Genomic DNA, 20658 nt, shown 5'->3' with positions numbered 1-20658 from the left:
ATGAGCACCATCGAAGTCGTCCCGTCCCCCGTAGTGAGAGAGGCCCAGAGCGCCGAAAACTACAACCCCCTGGCCAAGCAGAAAGCCGCCGCCAAGCTCTCGCGCATCCCCGTCAAGGTGGTGCAGAGCGGCGAAGTGCTCAAGAAGCCGGAGTGGATCCGCGTGAAGGCCGGCAGCCCGACCACGCGCTTCTACGAGATCAAGCAGATCCTGCGCGAGAGCAACCTGCACACCGTGTGCGAAGAGGCCTCCTGCCCGAACATCGGCGAATGCTTCGGCAACGGCACCGCCACCTTCATGATCATGGGCGACAAGTGCACGCGCCGCTGCCCGTTCTGCGACGTGGGCCACGGCCGCCCCGACCCGCTGGACAAGGACGAGCCGCTCAACCTGGCCAAGACCATCGCCAAGCTGCGCCTGAAGTACGTGGTGATCACCAGCGTGGACCGCGACGACCTGCGCGACGGCGGCAGCCAGCACTTTGTCGATTGCATCACCCACATCCGCGAGCTCTCGCCGATGACGCAGATCGAAATCCTGGTGCCCGACTTCCGCGGCCGCGACGACCGCGCGCTCGAGATCCTGAAGGCCGCGCCGCCGGACGTGATGAACCACAACCTCGAAACCGCGCCCCGCCTCTACAAGGAAGCGCGCCCCGGCAGCGACTACCAGTTCAGCCTGAACCTGCTGAAGAAGTTCAAGGCGCTGCACCCGAAGGTGCCCACCAAGAGCGGCATCATGGTCGGCCTGGGCGAGACCGACGAAGAGATCCTGCAGGTGATGCGCGACATGCGCGCCCACGACATCGACATGCTGACCATCGGCCAGTACCTGTCGCCGTCGGGCTCGCACCTGCCGGTGCGCCGCTACGTGCACCCCGACACCTTCAAGATGTTCGAGGAAGAGGCCTACAAGATGGGCTTCAGCCATGCCGCCGTCGGCGCGATGGTGCGCTCCAGCTACCACGCCGACCAGCAGGCCCATGCGGCCCAGCTGGCTGACAGCAACCAGAAGTGAGTGAGAAATACCAGAAGTCGATGAGAATTTTCAGAAGTATTTGAGAATCTCCAGAGGGAAACGCGTTGGGAGCAGGGTTCACTTTTCCCAAGCCACTGGAACCGATCGATTCGAAGATCAAGGTTTCGGCGTTTCCCGAAGGTCCCCAGTTGTGGCGCATCGACTGGTTCGGCCCTATCGCCTATCCAGACCGCTACGGACGCAATCGCCAGCCGTCCGTTCTGGTCTTTCTCTCCCACGTAGATCCTCAGTCGCGCACCTACGAAGGCCAGGGACACCACAGCCAGCAGAAAAAGGTGTGGGTCTCCGTCGGCACCACGATGATGCTGCGCATCGGCGACGTCTGGAAAGACCAACGACCGCACTTCGAGCCGCCGCACACGAGCGAGACATTTCGCGAGCTGGCCATTAACTCGTCGACGCATTCCCTGGTGAAGGCCGGCTCAGGGAGAGCGGATGGCAGCTTCCTGCTGCCGATGGACGAGCACCCCTGGCACATGAACAACACACACTCCTACTGCGCACAGGTGGAGATGCCTTCGGGGAAATCGCTGCTGATTCCGTGCATGGAGCTCATCCGCTTCTACTTTGGCTCCTCCAGTACGCTCCTGTCCAAGCTGTTTTCTCCTCCTCTCTCGCCGGAGATGCTGTACAGCGCCTGCGGCTACGACGAGTACGGCAAGCTCGTGATCACTCTGGCGGATTTCCTGCCTGCTGCCAGCGCGGAAGACATCGCCAGAATCGCCACCAGCAAGATCGCCTTCCATGCCGCGCAGTTGGTTGGCAGCTCGTGTCAACAAGCCTCGGCCATTGGCCAGGAGATCTACCCCATGGCGAGGTTTCCCTTCGAGGGAAAGACCGACCTGAAAGTCGCCGGAAGATGGCTCGATCCACAGGGTTCGGGCACGTTCCTGGTCTATCGGATCGAGTCCTGCAGCCACCAGTTCCCGTTCAAGGCGCTCAAGTACCAGCTCAGCACCTTGCAGAAGCCAAGGTACAAGCCGGGCCCCGAGCATCGGGCAGCCCAGGCCGCCGCCAACGGCGCTAGCGCAAGCACGAGACCTGCCAAAGACCCCAGCTTGGTCGAAACGGACGCATCGAAGTCGCTGAGCCCTCAGGCATTTCGCAGGCCTGCGACACGCAAGTTCACGGATCTAGAAAACAAGCGTGTATGGGGATCATCGATCGCCAAGGAGTTGCCCGTCGAACAGGAGGCCGGACGAACACATCCGTCCGTGGAGGCACACGCGGTGGGGGAGCCAGGTTCCGATGAGCGAATTCGGCCCGCCGAATTGACCGAGGCGCCGGAAAGTCGCGTCCTTCAGATACCCCCGCCGCCGTTCGCAAGGGTGATGCTGCAGGCCATGGAGCTTCAGCAGGCTGTCAGCGTCGAGTTGCTGACCACCACGCGCGACGGCTCAAACGTCGTCCCGCTGGAGCTCTTGTCCGATGAGGACGGCGTCATCGCAGATGAACTCATCGTCAGGGACGGATTCAGGCACCGGCCCAGGCGCGCGATCGCTTTCGCTCTTCGAGCTCCGGAAGGCGGCAAGGCCCTGATGTGCATCGTCATCGAGGCCGAAACCATCTTCCCGCTGATGTACCCGATTCAATCCACGGAAGAGACCGCCATTGATGTGAATGCAGCATTCGAAATCGCGTTCAGCTACTGCGCAGCGGACTTCATGCACGCGCAAGCCAACGTCACGACCGGCTTGCCCGAGCCAGGCTTCAAAGTCGCGGTCACCGCTGCCGAAGCGACTCAGCGCCTCGCAACCTGGATCACCAGCCTTTTCAATCGGCCAGACTAGAAGCGAAGAATTGGCGATGACCCCAGTGGCTTCCGCTGAAACGTGACCGGCGGTTGCCAGGCCGGAGGAAGGAAATAGCTGCGAGGAAGCAGCTCGTGCTTCGGCGTCTCGACAACGCGAGGCTTTGCGACAACGGCAAGCTGCCTCTTCGGCCGCTGTCGCAGGCAGGTCTGCACCAACGCGTCGATCTCATCGATGCTCAGGACCTGCGCCAGTTTCTTTGCCAGGCCTTCCCGGTTCTTGCTGGCCGTGCCCTTTTGCAGGCCCAGCGTGGTCAGCTTGCCAATCGCCTCCTCCCGCCAGAGCATTCTGGCCAGACGCACGGGGTCACGCGCCGGATTGGGTCGTGCTGACCGCACGCAACGCATGGCCAGGTCGCCCCACAGTCCGCAGGCTACCCACACACCCCACCATTCGGGCACTGCGGTCACGACATCGTTCACGTGCGACGGGACAGTGGCCACATTGGCGAAGCCGCAGACAGCGCCGTAGGCCTCAGCTTGGGCAGGCAATCGCGTCACCCGGTCCTTGCCGGCCTTGATTTCGAAGCCCGTCAGCGAGGCGCCCGTCACGACCAAGTCGGCCCGCACGGCCAACTCGAGGCCCGGAGGAAGGCAGAACTCCTCGAGCACGAGTTCATCAGCCTGCCACGCATCAGCCCCCTTGAGTAACGCACGAAGCTGCGCATCGTGCGCCACGGCGCCCTCGTCCAGAGGAAATTTCAGGAACGGGTGGGAGATGCAGTTCATACATGCAAATATGCAATAATTTATGCATGAACGTCAATGTTGTGCTGCAACGAATTCGCCAGGCCATGGCGGAGAAAGATCTCAGACAGATTGATATCTCTAGAGAGTTAGGGATCCCTCAGCCGACCCTCAGTCGATCGTTTTCCCAGGCGGTCACGGTCACCCCGACACATCGAAAAATATGCAAATATCTTGAAATATCGATAACCGAGGACGTGAACGGCGCGGGGGCGCAGGCGCTGCACCAGGCGGTACTGGACGCATGGGATGGCACCGAGCGCCATGCTCAGGCGCTTGCCAATCTTGTGCGGGCAGCTGCCCGAGCTTCTGCTGTCTCTTCCGCATGGGGTAAGTCGTCATGACTCAGCACGCAGCGATATTTCTCAAGCACACCTTCGTCACCGACACCACAGAAACGCAGCGCGCAGGTCCGGACGAGCGAACCGGGCCGAAGGCGTCGGCCAAGCGGAGCAAGGGAACGATGAAAACCCAAAGGGGCTAGATGGCCATGGGGGCTCGATACGCACGCGCGACAGCGCACCCGGCCGTTGCCTCCCTTGACCGGAGACGCTCGGAATCGGCTACCGTTGTGACCCGTTAAATCCAGCAGCACGGAACCTCGGATGAGCACCACCCCAACGACAACAGAGACACGCGTGGCCGTCTTGGTCGACTGCGACAACGTGCCGCCCGACATCCTCGAGCACGCGCTACGCATGGTGGCGCAGTTCGGCCGGGTCGTGCTTCGCCGCGGCTACGGCAACCAGGGCACGCTGGCGAACAAGTGGCAGGACGCGCTGGTGCGCCTAGCCTTCACCCCCTGCTTACAGTATCAATACGCCGCCGGCAAGAACACCGCCGACATCGCCCTGGCACTGGACGCGCTGGAGGCGCTCTTCGATCGCCGGGCTGACACCTTCTGCCTCGTCACCAGCGATTCCGATTTCGCCTACCTGTGCCGCAAGCTGCGCGAGCGCGGCGCCACCGTGTGCATCGTCGGCGAGCCCAAGACGCCCGACGCCCTGCGCAACGCCAGCGACCAGTTCTTCGAATGGACACGACCCGAGCCTCCGGCAGAAGCGGTCGTCGAGGCTGCGCCGAAGGCCCCCGCAAAGACAGAGCCGACCAAGGCCGAGCCGCCGAAGCAGGAACCGCCCAAGCCGGCGCCGAAACGCCGGCCGCGCTTCCTCGTCGAGGCCGTGGCACTGCTGGCCAGCGACACGTCCGAAGGCAAGGTCGGCCTGGGCGTCCTCGGCCAGTACCTCAAGCGCACCGACCCCGCCTTCTCGCCCCAGACCTACGGCCACTCGGGACTGCTGAACATGGTCAAGACCTACGACCTGCTGGCGCCCCTGCAGGAAGAAGGCGGCCATTGGTCGGTGAGCCTGCTGCCCAAAGCAGAGGGTGCCGTGGAGGCTGACGTTCCACGCGCGTAAAAATCATCAGCGCAAAGGCCACTGCATCACGGGATGCATTCGCTTCGCCATGGCCGGAAACTGCCCCTGTCTCGCGAGGCCTTGCGATGAGATGATTCAGGCCGTTCTTCTTTCAAGACGATCAATGCCTCAAGTCAATTCGCCCCACCTTACTCCGACTCGAGCGCTCGACGTCATGCGCTCTTTATTTGCTGAAGCGAGGGCGTTGATAGAGAAAGAACTAGTGTCGGACGTTGTCCTCCACGAAAGCGATCATCTCGGCTTCATGGCCATGTGTTTCCTCTATAAACAGGCAGCTCATGCGAGATCGATCGAGATGCTTCTGGACGCTGAGCAGGACGTGGACGCAGCGACCATTTCCCGGACCATGCTGGAAGGTCTAATCCTCGTCGCCTGGGCGGCCGTCAAGCCTACAGAGCGTCCGCTTAGATGGAGAGCTTTCAGCCTGGTGAGCGACTGGAAGCTCTTGCAGCGGGGAGTCGCACCACCTTTCGGCACCCCGGAGGACAAGAAAGTTGAGTTGAAGCAGCGTTTGGAAGCACACCCTGAGTTCTTGACGTCTGGTGCGCGACGGGCAGGAGCTCAGGCGCTTTTCGACCCCTATCAGAACACCTGGTGCGTGAACGGGGACGGATCAAGAGTGGAACTGCGGACGATGGCAGAAGAAATCGGAGATCCCAACATGAAACAACTTTACGACGAGCTCTCGCAAGTTGGGCACTGGACGCCCCGGGGGGTCGCTATCAACATTGATCATTCGACGGAGAGGTCGACTCTAGCCTTCATGGATGAGAGCCTGGCGGCTAAAGCGTGTGGCACGGCCTTCAGTTCGCTGGTTCAGACGGCAGCACTGTTCTTTCATCATCATCGCGCCGAGCCTCATACGCGGCTGCAACAAATCATTGATTCATACGCCACTGCCCTGGTCAAGCGCGACTAGGAGGCCATTCGCTCCGACGAAGAACGCGTCCGTCAGGAGCATGCAGGATGTGGTGACGGCAGCGAACATGCTTCCAGCATAGCCCGTAGACGCAATCAGTCGAACTCGCCTGCCTGACGTGCCAGGCTCTCCCAAAGTGCCCCCAGGTTGCCCATAATCGATCCGCCGAAGGGATAGATGCTGCCCACCGCATCATTCGCGGCCTGAAGCGAGTTCTGTATGTCGCCCAGAGGGACGACGACCTCTTGATCCATGTGGTTGACCAATTGCGGACCGTTGCTCGTTCTGTCCCGACGAAATGAATATCGCGACCATGTGTGCTGCCCCTCGACAGCCTCGATCGCTGCGGCAGCCGACCGCAGAGCGTCAGGAACCACGCCCACCCCTAGTACCCGAGCCATTTCCTCAAGATCGGCGAGGAGCGCCACAAGGTCGTGGGAGCTGTCAGCGCGCTTGCGCTGGTCAGCATCCACTGGGAAGTTGGGTCTGGGTCTCCCAAGGTCTTCCCGATACTTCTGGACCGCCAAGCCCAGCTGGAGCGGAGCCTTGATGATGAGCTCAGCGGCGTGGCGTTGGAGGAAGAAGATGGGGAGCCCGTGGTGGTCCAGCGTTCGGTCGGCAATAGCAGTGCGCAGCAACGTATTGGCCGCCACCAAGTAGGCCTGGCCGTAGTTTGGGGTGCGAAACCCACCGAGTCTTGCGACAACGGCGGCGAGATCTTTCTCTGTCGACTCTGGAGCCTTGCCCCAGGTAAACACACCGGCTGGCTCATGCGTTTCAGTCAGGTAGAAGTCGAAAGGAAGTTTCGCCACAGACACTCCTCCAGAGTGAGGTTCATGAGAGCACCGCGCCGGCACAACGCCTCCGAAGAGGCCGGCCGACCCGCCCCCTATCCCAACTGTAGATGATCAGCTCTTGGCGCTCGGCCCGGTTGGCACCACCGCCCACCGTGTAGCCGATGGTCAGGCTCTCCATACCAAAGCCCACGTTCCCGCTTTGTTGATCCACGTTGCCGCCGGCATCGCCGATGGCCTGATCTACCTGATTCCATTGCCCTTCTGTCTTATGCTAGCCGCTCCAACAATGAGGAGCGGACATGACAACGGAAAACTTCCACGCAAGTGTTCAGTACGGCGATTTCAAAGGCACGGTGCAGGCCGACGGCCACGATCGAGTTGATTTCCGAGCGCATCTTGAGCAAAAGGGATTGATCAAGGAGAACGAGTTTCTCGTCGGCATCGAAGCTTGGTCGGGGGAGGTCACCGCACAGCCCAGTGACAAGCTTCTCCAAGTCACGGCGTTTCTGGCCGAAACACGCGACTATGACAGTGTCAAAGCCGCGGTCGACACCGGCAAGCCGTTGCCGGTACGTCGTGTCAAACTGGAGATGGCTCCCAATGTGTTCTTCGGTTTCTTCAAGCGCTTCAGCATCTCACTGTCCTCTCACGGCCTGATTGACGGCAAAGAAATCACCTTCGACGAATGACTAGCGGCAGCGCGATGGCGAGCGAGGTCCGCGTGCTTCTCGAAACTGTGCAGCTTCCGGCAGCACTTCTGGATAAGCTGGCACCCGGTTGTCGCGGATGCCTGGATTTTTCATGGCCCCCACCCGCCGATGAAGCGGCGCGTGGACGGTCCGTCTAGTATCCCTCGCGCCCACAAACAGCATGCGTATCGATCCTTTTGTCCGAGATTTGCCTAAATTCCAAGGCGACTTGGCCCGTGCCCTCGATTCCCGCGGCACGCGGCTGTACCTCGACACCTCAACCCTGATGTGGCTCGTACGGCTTTCACAGGCAGCGCGTTCCGATTTCATGGCCTGGTGCGCAGCACGGGACACGTTCGTCCCTGTCTGGGCTGCGCACGAGTTCCAACGGCATCTTTTGTTGGGGACTGTGCGTGCCAACATGGCCAAGGTGGTTGCGGAAACCGCCTCGAAGCAACGGGAGTTCGCACAGATTGCCGCCGAGCAGGCTGACGATGCGTTGTGTCTGGCCAAGGGCTACGGTCATCGCAGTGGTTACATCTCTGAGATTCAGCGATTGATGGCCGGTTTCTACCAACTTGGCCGGGTGCTGGAAGTCGACGACGAGCGTCTTCGGTCCGCGGCCGACGAGGTTGTTGAGTTCGTCAATCACCGAACCCTCGGCAGCGATTTGGACTCCATCATCGCGGAGCTCAGCACCACGGGCGACTTTCGTCTCGGTCACCGGGTGCCGCCCGGTTACAAAGACACCCACAAGGATGAGAACTTCCTCGGTGATGCAGTGATCTGGCGGGAGGTTCTTCAAGACGTTGAGCGCGTCACACAGAGAGGCGCCCAACCGCCAAGCCGGACCAAACGGGCTCGGCAAACGAACACCGTGGCGGGCGTGCTCATCTCGCGGGATGAAAAAACAGATTGGGTTTCGACCTCATTTGTGCGTAAGTCGGACGGCAACGTCGTGAAATCGGATCGCGAGCTCGAGCTTGACGTCGCGTTGCCTCATCCACTGCTGAGCCACGAGTTCGAGCGTCGAGGAGGATCTGCCTTTTTTCTCGTCCACCCCGCGGCACTTTCCGGCATCGTGGAGGGAATGCAGAAGAATGCAGGACTGCCTCCAACCGTCGTTGCGTGGCGCGCGGCCTCCCTGCGCCCTGACGTGCTCGAGAAGCTTCTGGCGCAGGCCGCCCAAGATGAGAAGAAGGCGCAGGCCATGAAGGCCAAAGCGACCACCCCCTTCGCCGCGCAGCCCACCGCTGCTCAGCCTACAAGCGCCCCCGCTCCTAGCTCGCAGCCTGCGGTGCCGCAAAAATTGGATCTGGGCGCGCTCTCCGCGCGCGACGTCATGCGAGGATCGATTGCCCAAAGTATCAAGGATTTTGTTGATGCGGGCTCTGATGGCCGCGACGAGCTACTTGGACGCTGGCAGCATTCGGTGACCGAGGGCACGTTGCCTGCCACCCGACTGGGCCGGATCCTCTGCGGCGTTGCTTCTGAAGCGAATGGGCTGGAGCTAGCCCAGGTCCCTGCGGCACTCGAAGCCCTCCAGCGGCTCCTGCCAAGGTTTGCAGACCAGTTGCTTTTGGGCTCGTTGTGTGCTGCCTTCTTCGACGAAACTGGCCGGTCGCTTCAGCAACCCCGCATCACGCTGGCCAGGGTACTGCTCCCCTTGGAAGACATGGCGTCCTCAGACGCCGCGTTCGTTGCGCTCCGGCGGATGTTGGACGATTTGGGTGTATCGCTGCCCTACCCGCCGGGATCAAAGCAGAAGATCAAGGTTGCCTGCACCGTCAGCCCGGCCACGTCGAGTCAGCCGGCCATACTGCAGGAACTGCGACTCGGGGGACAGGTGGTTCTGGTCGACGGATTGACGATTGATCATCCGCGTCGCCTGTCGGTTCTCCTCGGCACACCGCAGTCGCATCAATGCAAAGGGGCTCTTCTCCTCGGTCTGCTATCACGAGAGTACCTAGTCCCGGTGGCACGCCTCGAACCGTCCGGCCTCAGCGATGGCAAGGCCATTTCTTGGCGACCGGACGCGGGACTGCTACCCATAGACACAAATGCGCCCGAAGGTATTGGCGAACTGAATGACGAGGATCTTGCATGACTTCCGCAGCAGAGCAATCCAAGGTGGGAACAGAAGCCCCGACCGAGCCGCCGAAGGCTCCTATGCCCCACATCGGCTCATTCGTACTGGAGACTCTGACGCTCGGCATGTACGGCGACCCCCGTCACACGTTGCGAGAGTACGTGCAAAACGCGTTCGACTCTCTTCGTACCGCTAAGCGAACCAAACTGGTCAGCGACACTGGCCGGGTCGTCATCAGTTTCGATGAAGATGCCATCAGGGTGTTCGACAATGGCCCGGGAGTTCCGGCGGCGCAGGCATGGTCCACGCTTACGTCCATCGGGGCCTCGAAGAAGGAACGAAAGCGCGATGCGGGGTTTCGTGGGATCGGCCGGTTGGCCGGCATGGCCTACTGCAAGACGTTGACGTTCAGAACCCGATTTCCTGGCGAAGACACCGTCACCTCCGTCCGATTCGACTGCGAAGCTCTGATGGCCGCCATGAGCCCTGAGGATGGCAGTGACTTGGCACTCGGCGGTCTACTCCAGCGAGCGATCACGATGGTCAGCGAACCAGCGACCGCAGCAGACGAGCCCCACTTCTTCGAGGTGGTGCTCAGCGGCGTCGAAAAGACACATCCCGCGTTGCGTGATGTCTCCAAAGTGAAGGACTACTTGCGGGAGACATCCCCAGTGCCCTTCGATCCCAATTGGAAGTATGCAGCGGCCATCACCAAAGCTTATTCGGACCACTTCGGCGAGGCGATGGAGACGATCGATCTGACCTTGAAGACCGCAGATTCCGAGGAAAGGATCTACAAGCTATACGGTGACGAGTACGAGATCGACAAGGAGGTAGCTACGTTGACCGAGGTCACGTACACCTCCGATGCCAAGGCGGGCTTCTGGAGTTGGGTGGGCCGCCTTTCGGTGTCGGGAGCAGTCGTTGGAAACGGCGGAGGGCTGCGGGTGCGGTTGCGCAACATCCAGGTAGACGGAACCGACCTGATCGAGGAGCTCTTCGCTGAGATCAAGCCCTCGTACCGGCGGTTTACCTACTACTACATCGGAGAGATCCACGTCGATCCGGCCCGCGTAATTCCTAACGCGCGCCGAGACAATTTTGAGGAAACGGAAGAATGGCTCGATACCAAGGCGGTGATTCGAAACATCCTCCTCGACCCGTTGCGGCAGGACGCCTACAGCGAATCCAAGAAGGGCACCGAAGACGCCGCTAAGACGATCACCGATATCAACGACCTTGTCGTGGTCGCTAGCACCCTGGCCGAAGGTAATCGCGCAACATATGACCGCGTGGTCGACTTGATGACCAAGGCAAAGCGATTGCGGCGCCGCGCACTGGCAGCAAAAAAACGATACCCAGACGCATCGGCCGCCGTGGCAGTAGTGGCCGGTGCTGGAAGCGTCCCATCCCTGGCAGCGTTAGAGGATGCAGCAAAGGCCGTTGAAGACGTCGAAACTTCGGCGCGTATGCTGCTTGGGCAGCAACTGGACGACAACGGGCGACTGGACGCGCTGAAGGCACGGGTGCGCGAGCAAGCCATTCGGGAGGTGCTCGACGTGGTTCAGGTGTACGTCGATGCACCGACGTTCCAGCGCATCAAGAAGCACGTGCTGCGCAGCGAAGACTGACTGGCTCAAGGCCGCAGTGTTTTTTGGCGACAGTTGCGAAGACAAGAGGCCGCTCGCAAAGAGCACTCCCACCCGACCGGACCGTCGAGGCAGCCGCGCCGTCCGGGCGAGGTCGCGTAGCGCAATGCGCAGCGGCTGCAGCCACCAGCCGAAGTTTGGGATCGTCTCGCAATCGCACCGGCGGGCCTCCGGGATCGCAAGAATATCCGAGCTAGCCAGCCCCCGTTCCTTCGCTCGAAAGAATTTTCAATCGAAGTCTTGGATCAACCTGCGGAGGTCCTCTGGCTTGATCATCATGGCGTCCTCTACGGCGAGTTCTTCACTGTCGAATTGGGCAAACTGCGCAACGCGGTGCTTTTGCTCCAGCGAGAAATCGATGAATTCGTCGACGGTATTCTGTGCAATGAGTAGCACGATTTCGCAGTCGCGAGTCTGCGATATTCGGTGAATGCGATCTTGAGACTGCAGATAGTCCACGAGATTGAATGTGCGATCAAGATAGATCGCCAGGTTGGCCTCAGTGAGCGTGAGACCTTCCCGGGCGGCCGCAGGATTGGCGATCAGAATCCGCGTACCGGGGTCTGTTTTGAAGGCTTTAACCGCCCTGTCGCGCTCTTCGTTACGAATGGCCCCATGAATGCATACTGGGTTCCAGCGTGCATACCGCAGACGCAAGGCATTGATGTTTTCCACGAACGACGTCCAGATCAAGACCTTCTGCGCCGAGTCGTCCATCCGATCTGCCAGTTCACGGTCCAGTTGCAGAAACTTCGCCGGCGTTTCAATGTACGCCGCGTCGAGCATGGCCGGATTGCTTGCGAGTTGCGCCAAGCGCACGAGGCGCGCGAGGATCGCATCGGCGCGCTCCTCAGTGTCCTGACCATCCATGCCGCTCACCCACAGGGCCAGATCGACCTTCATGGCGGAGTACATCTGGGCCTGACGTCCTGTCAGGGCCACCGGCACACGCCGAAATTTCTTGGAGGGCAAGGACACCGCGGTGGCTTTTAGGCGCCTCAGGCTCTTGGTGGCCACGCGCGAACGCAACTGCTCGAGATTGCGGTACCCACTACTGGCTGATCCATAGGTCTGTTCGAATTGCTCGGCCGAATTTCCAAGCGCTTCCCCATCGTCAAGGAAGAGCATCTGGGACCACAGATCTTCAGGCTTGTTCGCAACAGGCGTTCCGCTCAGAATGTACCGTCGCGCCGCAAGACTTCGCAGGGCAAGCACCGCCTGTGTTGTCTTGGCTTCAGGTGTCTTGATGCGGTGGCTCTCGTCGAGCACGAGCGCTATTCGCTTGAAGCGAAGCAATGCCTTGAGCGACGCAAGCTCAGAGTCCACAGCTTCATAGTTGATTACGTAGAACGAGGACTTCAGATTTCTGAACGCCATGCGTCGTGCCGAGCGCCCGGCACCAAACACTGCATAGGTGCATGCTGAAAACTTCTCAATTTCCTGGCCCCAGTTGATCTTGAGGCCGTTAGGACAGATGATGAGCGCCGCGTCGATGCTGCGCTCAGTCATCTGCGCGCTCAACGCGTCGATCACCTGTTTGCTCTTGCCCAGGCCCTGCTCGTCAAACAGCGCCGCAGCCTTATTTTCACGCAGGAACTGCGTCCCCTCTGTCTGATGTGGAAGGTCAAGAGGTGGCTTGATGCTCGACATGTTCAGTGCTTCAGCAATATGGCAGGGACATGGATGCGCCTGACATTCGTAGCACGCAAGAGGCCCAAGTCGATCAGTACCCTGTCCAACGCATAAACAGCGCTGCGCGGAATGACCAGATAGAGCGTGCATGGCTTGCCACTGGACGATTGCAGGCTTGAGAGTTCGCGCAACTGCTTTCTCGTATGGGCATTGTCGACATCACGCTCGCTCTTGGCCTCCACGAAAGCCTCAATACCGTCTGAGGCATGCCAGCCGCTAGCGTCGGGGCGCACGCCTTGGATCACCGGCGGACGGGGAAAGCCGGCTGGGAGCCCGAGCCGGTCGACGCAGCCGTCGACGCCGGTCATGCTAAATCCGTCGGACAGCATGCGGCGCACGCCCCAGAGAACCAGCGCCTGATGTTGAGGGCTAGGCATGGACGGGCAAGCGCTGGTCGCGCCCGGATGATGCGCTCTGCGCATTGCGCTGGAATTGTTCCGCCGTGTCGACCACAGCCTCTAGTTGATGTTGCAGCTCCTTGAGAATACTCAACCTTTCGGGGCTCGCGGACAGTTCAATCAGTTCCTTAACGGTGAGCTGTTGGAGCCTCGCGTTAGTTTTCTCAAGCGTGACGTAGAACTCCTGCTCCCGCGGGTCGACCTTGCCCAGCAGCGCTTCCGCAGCGTCGAAGCCCTTCGTTTCAAGCAACTGCAACGCATCCTTGTTCTCGACCACCTTGGTCAAACGCCGCACCTTCATACCAGTGTCAACCTTGCCATCGCGCACCCAACGCGAGAAGCGCTCCTCCAGATCCGGAACTGCGGCGACCTGCTTGTTCAACTTGGTGTTCTTCAGGTATTCCAGAAAGTACGAATACTTGGACCGGTGCTCCGCATCGGTCGGGTCGTCAGTGATCGGAAAGTACATCCGGTCCATCATCTGAGCCGCCTGGACATGTTGGCGCACTTCATTGGCTGTCATGCGGTAGCGCTCGGCGACTTCCTCGTGGACAAGGCCGCTGTTCAGCAGCACGCGCATCTGAAGGGCCTTCTCGTATGGCGCCCATCCGCGCACCGAGCCCAAATGGATCTCGTTCAGCAGATCCTGTATTACGTTCTCTGGCGTGTCGGGGGCGATGCGCCAAGCGGGCATGCGGCCGAACCTCGGGTCGCCTGGGTTGTCTTCCTGCGCGGCGCGCATGGCGACTACGCGCCGGTTGCCCTCGGCGACCGTCAGGTCGTCGCGGATATAGATGGGTTCCTGAACGCCGCCGGACAGAACGATGGAACGCTTGAGGCCTTCCGTATCCTCTTGGCTTGTCAGCAACAGCGTGCAAGCAGGATCGTTGCGCATCTCGGCATCGAGCTGGCGCATCGAAAATCCCACCCGCGGGTTCGTGGTATCCAGTTGGACTTCGTTGGGATCGACCTCAACCAATGTCAGGCCAACGCCGACGCCTTGAATGTTGCGTGTGTAAGTCACCATGTTCTTCTCCTATACGCCATCACACATGTCAATGAACCTGTCCAGCGAATCGCGAAGGTTGCGCACGATCCGCTTGGCGCTTCCGACGTTGTCCTTTCGCACGCGTTGGATGTCCGGAAGCCGCGCCGCCTCAAGCGCGTTGGTCATCTCCACCATCTGCTTGAACAGCTCCGACGCAAGCTCCGGCTGATCCAGCTCAAGCACACTGCGCGCGCCTTCAAACCCGGACTGACGGAATGCGGCCAGAGCCGGCGGGCTCTTGACGATGTCTACAAGATCCCGAACATCCGCTGCCTTGGGCAATCTGCCTGAGCCCACCCAGTCAACGAATTCTGAAAGCGCCGCGTCCTCTGTCATGACCCATTCGCGCAGATCGGGTTGCTTGTACAGCTCCAGGAAGTGGGTAAACCGGTGGACTGCGCCGACGCCACCAAATTTAGGCAGGTACTGGTCCTTCATGGCCGAAAACGCACGCGTGCTGTGATTGACGGCTGTCTTAGAGGTTTTCAGCAGCTTGGCAATTTCGTCCTGCGTAAGGCCATGGGTCTCAAAGAGCTCATAGATATGCCCAGCCTTCTCGAACGCCGACCATTTGTTCTTCCCTCCGACGTGCAACTCTCCGAGTAGCACTGCAAGCTGACGTTCTGAAATGTCGTTGGGAAGAACCCGTGCAGGAATTCGCTGCCAGGTCGGATCCTTGGGCGCAGCCTGAGCCAGCTTGTTGTAGACAACGGTGCGGCAATTGCCTTCGGCCACGGTGCCGTTTGAGCGAACGATGATGCGCTCGACGAGTCCTTTGTTCTGCCGCACGGACTGGTAAAGCGCGTGCACGTCCGGGTCGCTCCAGAGCAATTCAGCAAGCTCCTGTTGCTGCTGATCACTGTTTCCGAAGTTGTTGACGCGGGCGGTGTTGGCGATTCGCGGATTGCGCGGATCAAGCTTCACCACGTCCAGCGGCAAGTCGATGCATCGCACAATGACGCGGCGCTGATCCAGCGTGATCTCGTCAACCAGTTCGACGCCGTCGTGCGCGTACTGCTCCAGTGGCGGTTGGGCACTACTCTTCTTAGCCGCCACGTTTTTTCTCCCGCTTCGCCATCACTAGGACGTCTTCGGCCGCTTGCAACAGCGACTGCAGTGCATCTCGAGCTTTTGAATGACCGGCAAACAGCTCAAGGTCGCTACGCCCTAAATTTCCAAGCGTCTCGGTAAGCTTGGAGATGTCCTTCAGCACCTTGGAGTCCGCACAAGGGTCGGCTTTGCGCAGCACCTCCTTGGCAGCGACAAAACCGTTGCGCTGAAGTTCCACGCGGGCACGGGGCTCATCCAGGACAAGATGGACTTGGCGCACCTGCAAGCCTTTGATCTGGTCATTGGCAATGAGCTTGGCCAGCGTTTTCCGCTTTCCCTTGTCCTGCCGCACGCCATCCAGCTTTTTTGTGGACATTAACACGAGCGCATGACTAAATTTGCTTTCCAGAATTTCTTGCGTCCTCTCTGCGCTTGCGTTCGTGACCTCGGGAATAACCTCGTTCACTAGGTATTCGTATGCATCCATATGCTTTTGGACCTCATTGGGCGCCATACCAGTTGCGGCCTGCACCTCCTCGGGACTCGCGCGTTCCTCGTGTATGAGGCGATAAATCTGGTCGGCTTTGGCGGCTGCGCGCCATTTGGTCTTTCCGCCAACGTGGTAGCCGGCCATCTGCAGCTGGATGACCTTCTCTGATACACCTGCAGGCAACCGGGTAATCGGGACGCTGCTCCATTTTTTCGGGCCTCCAGGCGTCTTCGACAACACGGTAAGCGCCGCAAGACGCGTATTACCTTCAACAACCTGGCCGTCATTGCGCACGATCAGTGGGTCATAAATGCCACCCTCCATGCGAATTTGCTGCTGCAAGCGGTCGTAGCCCGGCTGTTCCCGGATGAGCGCCAACAGTTCCTCCTGGGTCGGTACGTTCCTGCGGCCCTTGACTTTGAGTTGCAAGCGGATACGCGGATTTCGTGGATCCAATCGAAGAGTGTCCAGCGCCACAACTTCGTGGCTGACCTCTACGGGGGTCCCGGCGATGACAAGTCGGCTAGTTTTGATTGGTTTGGCCATGACAATCCAGTACGTTTCAGTATCAAAATCATATTTGATACCGAAACGTACTGTCAAGTACCCGGCCGCACCCTTCGGGCGCCGAAGCGCTCCTACTCGACGGCTCTAGTCGTTCAGCCGTCCTTCCATCGCAGCGAGAACGCGTTCGGCCATGGGAAGCGCCTTCTGGGCCTGGAGGGACGACGACAGGATTGCGTTGACAGCCGCCAGCGCCCCTTTCGTCATACCTTGCGTACGCGTGCCCTCGCGTTTTTTCTCCAAGCTGCTGTCTAGGCGCTTAACCTGCGCGCGCAGGCGATGCAGGTTGGCCTGTGTGAGCTCATCAGGTTCCTTCTTGGCAAGCTGTCTCTCTACACCCTTGACATGTTCGACCGCCTGCTGGAGCGCTGCGCGGCGGATCGTGTCATGCAGGGCACGGCGCTGTGCGATGTCCAGCCAGTTTTCCGCTGCAGCCATGGAAGCTGACAGACGTCTTTCCCGCTGTCGCGCCTCGGAACGACCGCGAATCGTCTGCGCGATCTCCGTCGTCAGCCGTTTCAGCTCATCCTGCAGCTCCGTGTAGGCTGCAGAGTGTTCAAACTCATCGCGCCTACCGTTGGGCACAATCTTCGGGTGGGCTACATGAAGTTCGCCAACAGCCCACGATCCGAAGCGCTGCTCCACGAAAAGCGGTGCGAGTACGCTCGCATCCCCAACCTGTACATCGCCCGTTCGCAGCCGGATACCACCCTGGCGTGAGCCCCGGGGCATAGCGCCCAGATAGCCATGTTCGAGTAGCCAGCCAAAGGCAAGCACTTCGCCAGCGGAGTTCGTGAGCGTCCTGAATTCTGCACCGGAGAAATCGACACTCGCCTGCCGGCCCGACTCGACACGATCTGCAATGCGGTGATACACCACGCCCCGATCGTCATTGAGTTCGATATGGATGGGCTCGCTGACCCCTTGCTCAGTCAACCAGGCGCGGATTTGATTGCCAAACTTGAAGTCGGGACGGAACGGAACAGGGGAAACATGCGACAGGTAGTTGCGGATTTCTTCCTCGTTCATGAGCAGGTCGTTCTTGATACGCACGACCTTCTTCATCTCGATCTCAAAAAAATGCGCGGGAAATGTGCCGTCATCGGAGTGCGTGGTCACGCGCGCGATCGTACGGATCAAGTCTCCCAGCCCCCCTGTGAACGCAGGATCGCGCAACTTCTCGCGCAGCGCGCGGCCGTCCCAACTGAGCTCCTTGATCTTTGTGTCGCCCTTGGCGCGGCTGCGAAAGACAAGCTCTTGGCAGTAGCCCAGACCAGACAACCTCCCAACGCCACGGAAACCACGTTGCTTCGCGCCGCGCTTCCCACTGGCACCTATCGCGGTAAGGCGTCGAACGAAGTCGCCATTGGAGACGCCAATGCCGATGTCTCTGATGCGAACAGAGCGGTTAGCGTGATCAAACGTGATCTGAACCTGGGGCGTCTCGCTGGAGGTAAGGAGACCTGCACCACGAGCCTCGTCAATCGCATCTGCCGCATTCTGGATGTACTCACGGTAGACCGTAAGGGGATCGGCATACATCGCACCGGCAACCAGCTCGAGAACATCCTTGCCCACAACGATGTCGTCATCAATGGTGGAGATCTTGGCTGGTACCGCCAGCCGAATCATTGTTTCTTGCATCACACTACCTCTTCCGTCAACCCTGCGTCTTCTACACGTTCGTCGTCAGGCACTTCGGGGGCCGCCAGTACCGCTGCCTTGCCCTTTGCGCGCATCTTTTCCCAAATGTCGGCCTCCAACTGCTTGTCCAGCGGAATGTAGAAGGGAAGAATCCTCTGGACAGCCGCATTTGTGGTCTTGTCTGGCAATCCAGCGTAGTCACGAGGCTTGACGCCCGAAAGGAGAGCTGCAAGTTCCTTGCGGTCAGTGTCACCTAGCCGAACGAACTGCGACTGGTACTCTTCAAATTCTGCTCGGCCCTCAAACTTCTCGTAGTAGAAACGATTAAAGAGAAAACGCTCCGGGCGCAACAGCAAGTCACGGAAGGCGCCTTCATCTGAACCAAAAGCAGTGTGGAAGTAGTCGGGCGAGCCGCTCACAATACCGTGCGTGGCCTGCAAAATTGTCTGCATAGACCGGAGGGCAAAGCGGCTCCAATGGTCGCCGATATGAGAGCGATCCTTCATGTCAGTGGGCTGGTACCGCATCGGAAAAGAGAAAATCCTGCAACCCAGCTCAACGTTCAAGTTGATATTCAGCTTCATGCGCGCATACAGGTCCTCCGGCGTGTCATGAAAGTTGTAAAGCATGTAGTTGGACAAATCATTCAAGCCCACGTTGTGGGCCATGCGGATAGCCGTTTCGTAGGGCTTGCGCACACCGATGTGGTCGAAGGCAATTCGTAGGGGCTTCAGTGCAATCGTCGCCATCTCCTCCAGGTACATCTTGTCCTTGCAGAGAATGCGCGCGTCTACGCCCTGATTGAAGTCCACGCGGCGCTGAACAGGAACCTTGCCCGGCCGCGCGAGCTTTGCTCCCGGTGTAAACCCAAGATCCCTGATCTCCGCGATGATGTTGCGGTAGTTCGCCGATGCAGCGACATTGTTGTCCATCAACATCAGATCGCGGCGCGGCCCGTAGCGCTCGTCCACGGCTTTTACGAGTGCCGTGATCGATTGGCCGTCGCGCTGTGCACCCTCAAGTTTCGGCACGCCACAGAAATGACATTTGCGGACACACCCGCGTGAGGCATACGCGAAGTACGCGTCGTGGACCGGATATTGGTAGTACTCGCTAATCTGCTCAATGATCGAGTAGTCCGGAATCAAGTCTTCAATGGGCGTCCCGTTGCGGTCGTCCGCGTACAGCTCCTCTTCGAACTCGTCCAGCTCCAGCGCGACCGCGGGTGGTTCAGACAGCAATCCCTTGATGAAGCGCACTCCCCGCCACTTGAACTCCTTGACGAACTGTTCGTGCATGAGTGAGGCGGCGATGCCTCCAACAAATACCTTGCGCGGACTGCCGGCAACCTGGATGGCGTACTCGATGGACTTGGAGATTTCTTTCCATTCGAAAGAGAACAGAGTGGTCACATAAATGCGATCCCATGGGCGTCCAAGGACCTCCGCCCGGTCGCCCTTAACGAAAACGACGTTGTCCTTCTTACCGTAGGGCCCGTGATATGCGGCGATCTTCATCAGCCCTAGCGGCGGGTACTTGTTGCGGTATCCCGGCTCGACGAGCAGGATGTTTCTATTAGGCATGTTGACTCAATCGCGTATGAATATCTTTGCGTACTTCAAGGATCATCCTGAGCGCCATGTCGGCGCCCTTTGATCCACCGAACCCTTCCAGCGGGCCGTGATTCGTCCAATCGATCTGGTCAAGGAAATCAGACAACTTGGCCAGGAAATAGTCGACGGTCAGAGGACGGTTGCCCGCCTCGCGCACAAGGTGCCCTGCAAGGCTCATGAGCGCGTACACCCCGATGCCCTTGCAAAGCATGTGCTGTCGTGGCGCGGCCCATTGCTCCGAAAGAACAAGGACGACTGCCTGCCAGAAGGCAATGCTGCGCTCCAGCCACGCAGAGGCATCCACCTTGTCTCCAACCTGCGCTGCCTTGAGCATTCGCTGGGCGGCTTGGTGCATGGTGCGCAGTGAGGCAATCCGCTTAGGGCCAACCGTATTGCCACCGCCCAGATCAAGGCGACCGCACCAGGGGGACTCGCCCTCCCGGTTCAGCCCCAGAGCCACGAAGAGCGCGGGGTCGACTTCGGCGAGGTCAGAGCCAAGCGCTTTTGCGCCCGTGTAATCTAGTAGGCTACTGCTCAACCCCTTGGCCTTGCCATTGATCGTGCGAAAGACTTCCATCTCCTGCCCCTCGGACAGACCGATGAAGGACATGAACGAGAAAACGACAGGGCTGTCCTGAAGAAAGCCGAGCCGGTGCTGGCCGTCAACCTGTGTGAGAACGCGGCCCGCGGACGCGTCGACAGTCAATGTCGCAGACCCGTCCGGCGCCTCGACCAGCTCCCATGCGGATGCACGCGTCTGGCGCAGGTTGAATGTCAACGGGATGGTGGTCGCGCCTTCGGTCTGGATGTAGCGCTTGAAAGCTAGGCTGTGCTCTCGCGCAATGCGTCTCTGGTAACCGGCGCCGGTCTGTTCGTCCAAGACGTCCGCGTAGCTGATGCCGCACAGGACGCTAGCAGGCGCGAAGCCAAGAAAGACGCGCTGACCACCGGAGTAACCGGTTTGTCCGCGGATGATCACGGG

General features: G+C 59.8%; 18 protein-coding genes. 8 read left to right on the top strand and 10 right to left on the bottom strand.

The features are described 5' to 3' along the window. Complete coding sequence (gene lipA / locus ACSFBM_RS28445) at positions 1 to 1017, top strand: lipoyl synthase (protein ID WP_435487393.1); 1017 nt, start codon at positions 1 to 3, stop codon at positions 1015 to 1017. Positions 1018 to 1082: 65 nt separating this feature from the next. Further along, positions 1083 to 2828 carry a hypothetical protein gene (locus ACSFBM_RS28440; RefSeq protein ID WP_435487392.1) on the top strand — a complete coding sequence of 582 codons (1746 nt, stop codon included), beginning with the start codon at positions 1083 to 1085 and terminating at the stop codon, positions 2826 to 2828. On the opposite strand, the gene ACSFBM_RS28435 is transcribed toward ACSFBM_RS28440, so the two are convergent. Next, positions 2825 to 3577 (bottom strand): sce7726 family protein, encoded by a 753-nt coding sequence (locus ACSFBM_RS28435; RefSeq protein WP_435487391.1) that lies wholly within the window; start codon positions 3575 to 3577, stop codon positions 2825 to 2827. The genes ACSFBM_RS28440 and ACSFBM_RS28435 overlap by 4 nt on opposite strands. Positions 3578 to 3603: 26 nt before the next feature. Between ACSFBM_RS28435 and ACSFBM_RS28430 the strand changes: the two genes are divergently transcribed. The 3 genes from ACSFBM_RS28430 to ACSFBM_RS28420 all read left to right on the top strand — a co-directional run bounded on the left by ACSFBM_RS28430 (position 3604) and on the right by ACSFBM_RS28420 (position 5953). Continuing rightward, positions 3604 to 3939: a helix-turn-helix domain-containing protein gene (locus ACSFBM_RS28430; RefSeq protein ID WP_435487390.1), complete on the top strand. Its 336-nt coding sequence runs from the start codon at positions 3604 to 3606 to the stop codon at positions 3937 to 3939. A 261-nt stretch (positions 3940 to 4200) separates the two neighbouring features. Then, positions 4201 to 5013 (top strand): NYN domain-containing protein, encoded by an 813-nt coding sequence (locus ACSFBM_RS28425; protein ID WP_435487389.1) that lies wholly within the window; start codon positions 4201 to 4203, stop codon positions 5011 to 5013. Positions 5014 to 5188: 175 nt separating this feature from the next. Continuing rightward, positions 5189 to 5953 (top strand): DUF5677 domain-containing protein, encoded by a 765-nt coding sequence (locus ACSFBM_RS28420; RefSeq protein ID WP_435487388.1) that lies wholly within the window; start codon positions 5189 to 5191, stop codon positions 5951 to 5953. A gap of 95 nt (positions 5954 to 6048) precedes the next feature. Here ACSFBM_RS28420 and ACSFBM_RS28415 read toward each other — a convergent pair whose 3' ends face one another. Then, the gene (locus ACSFBM_RS28415) at positions 6049 to 6765 is read right to left on the bottom strand and encodes a hypothetical protein (protein WP_435487387.1); all 717 of its coding nucleotides are present in this window, start codon (positions 6763 to 6765) and stop codon (positions 6049 to 6051) included. Between the two features lie 284 nt (positions 6766 to 7049). Here ACSFBM_RS28415 and ACSFBM_RS28410 point away from each other — a divergent pair, with 284 nt between their 5' ends. The 3 genes from ACSFBM_RS28410 (at position 7050) to ACSFBM_RS28400 (ending at position 11159) form a co-directional block, all read left to right on the top strand. After that, complete coding sequence (locus ACSFBM_RS28410) at positions 7050 to 7439, top strand: hypothetical protein (RefSeq protein WP_435487386.1); 390 nt, start codon at positions 7050 to 7052, stop codon at positions 7437 to 7439. A gap of 181 nt (positions 7440 to 7620) precedes the next feature. Further along, positions 7621 to 9546, top strand: coding sequence for a PIN-like domain-containing protein (locus tag ACSFBM_RS28405; RefSeq protein WP_435487385.1), 1926 nt, complete (start codon positions 7621 to 7623; stop codon positions 9544 to 9546). Further along, positions 9543 to 11159 carry an ATP-binding protein gene (locus tag ACSFBM_RS28400; protein ID WP_435487384.1) on the top strand — a complete coding sequence of 539 codons (1617 nt, stop codon included), beginning with the start codon at positions 9543 to 9545 and terminating at the stop codon, positions 11157 to 11159. The genes ACSFBM_RS28405 and ACSFBM_RS28400 overlap by 4 nt, the downstream gene beginning before the upstream one ends. Positions 11160 to 11405: 246 nt before the next feature. Here ACSFBM_RS28400 and ACSFBM_RS28395 read toward each other — a convergent pair whose 3' ends face one another. From ACSFBM_RS28395 to ACSFBM_RS28360, 8 genes are all read right to left on the bottom strand, one after another. Then, positions 11406 to 12827, bottom strand: coding sequence for a DEAD/DEAH box helicase (locus tag ACSFBM_RS28395; RefSeq protein WP_435487383.1), 1422 nt, complete (start codon positions 12825 to 12827; stop codon positions 11406 to 11408). 2 nt (positions 12828 to 12829) lie between these two features. Continuing rightward, positions 12830 to 13177, bottom strand: coding sequence for a hypothetical protein (locus ACSFBM_RS28390; protein ID WP_435487382.1), 348 nt, complete (start codon positions 13175 to 13177; stop codon positions 12830 to 12832). Positions 13178 to 13238: 61 nt separating this feature from the next. Next, on the bottom strand, positions 13239 to 14294 hold the full coding sequence (locus tag ACSFBM_RS28385) for a hypothetical protein (protein WP_435487381.1): 1056 nt from the start codon (positions 14292 to 14294) through the stop codon (positions 13239 to 13241). A gap of 9 nt (positions 14295 to 14303) precedes the next feature. Next, positions 14304 to 15371: a hypothetical protein gene (locus ACSFBM_RS28380; protein WP_435487380.1), complete on the bottom strand. Its 1068-nt coding sequence runs from the start codon at positions 15369 to 15371 to the stop codon at positions 14304 to 14306. Next, positions 15361 to 16458: a ParB N-terminal domain-containing protein gene (locus ACSFBM_RS28375; RefSeq protein WP_435487379.1), complete on the bottom strand. Its 1098-nt coding sequence runs from the start codon at positions 16456 to 16458 to the stop codon at positions 15361 to 15363. The genes ACSFBM_RS28380 and ACSFBM_RS28375 overlap by 11 nt, the downstream gene beginning before the upstream one ends. Before the next feature lie 48 nt (positions 16459 to 16506). Next, a complete protein-coding gene (locus ACSFBM_RS28370) occupies positions 16507 to 18063 on the bottom strand; it encodes an ATP-binding protein (protein ID WP_435487378.1) in 1557 nt (518 codons plus the stop codon). Beyond that, positions 18063 to 19646, bottom strand: coding sequence for a radical SAM protein (locus tag ACSFBM_RS28365; protein ID WP_435487377.1), 1584 nt, complete (start codon positions 19644 to 19646; stop codon positions 18063 to 18065). Before ACSFBM_RS28365 ends, ACSFBM_RS28370 begins: the two co-directional genes overlap by 1 nt. Continuing rightward, positions 19639 to 20655 (bottom strand): DGQHR domain-containing protein, encoded by a 1017-nt coding sequence (locus ACSFBM_RS28360; protein WP_435487376.1) that lies wholly within the window; start codon positions 20653 to 20655, stop codon positions 19639 to 19641. Before ACSFBM_RS28360 ends, ACSFBM_RS28365 begins: the two co-directional genes overlap by 8 nt. Positions 20656 to 20658 lie beyond the last annotated feature (3 nt).

Source organism: Variovorax pasteuri, assembly GCF_051216435.1.
Lineage (GTDB): Bacteria > Pseudomonadota > Gammaproteobacteria > Burkholderiales > Burkholderiaceae_C > Variovorax.
This window is presented reverse-complemented; position numbering and strand designations above follow the sequence as displayed.

Excerpts from the sequence above, each read along its gene's own strand:
- ACSFBM_RS28425 (WP_435487389.1), top strand. The coding sequence starts at position 4,201 with ATGAGCACCACCCCAACGACAACAGAGACACGCGTGGCCGTCTTGGTC.
- ACSFBM_RS28385 (WP_435487381.1), bottom strand. The coding sequence starts at position 14,294 with ATGGTGACTTACACACGCAACATTCAAGGCGTCGGCGTTGGCCTGACA.
- ACSFBM_RS28400 (WP_435487384.1), top strand. The coding sequence starts at position 9,543 with ATGACTTCCGCAGCAGAGCAATCCAAGGTGGGAACAGAAGCCCCGACC.
- ACSFBM_RS28395 (WP_435487383.1), bottom strand. The coding sequence starts at position 12,827 with ATGTCGAGCATCAAGCCACCTCTTGACCTTCCACATCAGACAGAGGGG.
- ACSFBM_RS28435 (WP_435487391.1), bottom strand. The coding sequence starts at position 3,577 with ATGAACTGCATCTCCCACCCGTTCCTGAAATTTCCTCTGGACGAGGGC.
- ACSFBM_RS28420 (WP_435487388.1), top strand. The coding sequence starts at position 5,189 with ATGCGCTCTTTATTTGCTGAAGCGAGGGCGTTGATAGAGAAAGAACTA.
- ACSFBM_RS28430 (WP_435487390.1), top strand. The coding sequence starts at position 3,604 with ATGAACGTCAATGTTGTGCTGCAACGAATTCGCCAGGCCATGGCGGAG.
- ACSFBM_RS28365 (WP_435487377.1), bottom strand. The coding sequence starts at position 19,646 with ATGCCTAATAGAAACATCCTGCTCGTCGAGCCGGGATACCGCAACAAG.
- ACSFBM_RS28370 (WP_435487378.1), bottom strand. The coding sequence starts at position 18,063 with ATGCAAGAAACAATGATTCGGCTGGCGGTACCAGCCAAGATCTCCACC.
- ACSFBM_RS28390 (WP_435487382.1), bottom strand. The coding sequence starts at position 13,177 with ATGACCGGCGTCGACGGCTGCGTCGACCGGCTCGGGCTCCCAGCCGGC.
- ACSFBM_RS28405 (WP_435487385.1), top strand. The coding sequence starts at position 7,621 with ATGCGTATCGATCCTTTTGTCCGAGATTTGCCTAAATTCCAAGGCGAC.
- lipA (WP_435487393.1), top strand. The coding sequence starts at position 1 with ATGAGCACCATCGAAGTCGTCCCGTCCCCCGTAGTGAGAGAGGCCCAG.
- ACSFBM_RS28410 (WP_435487386.1), top strand. The coding sequence starts at position 7,050 with ATGACAACGGAAAACTTCCACGCAAGTGTTCAGTACGGCGATTTCAAA.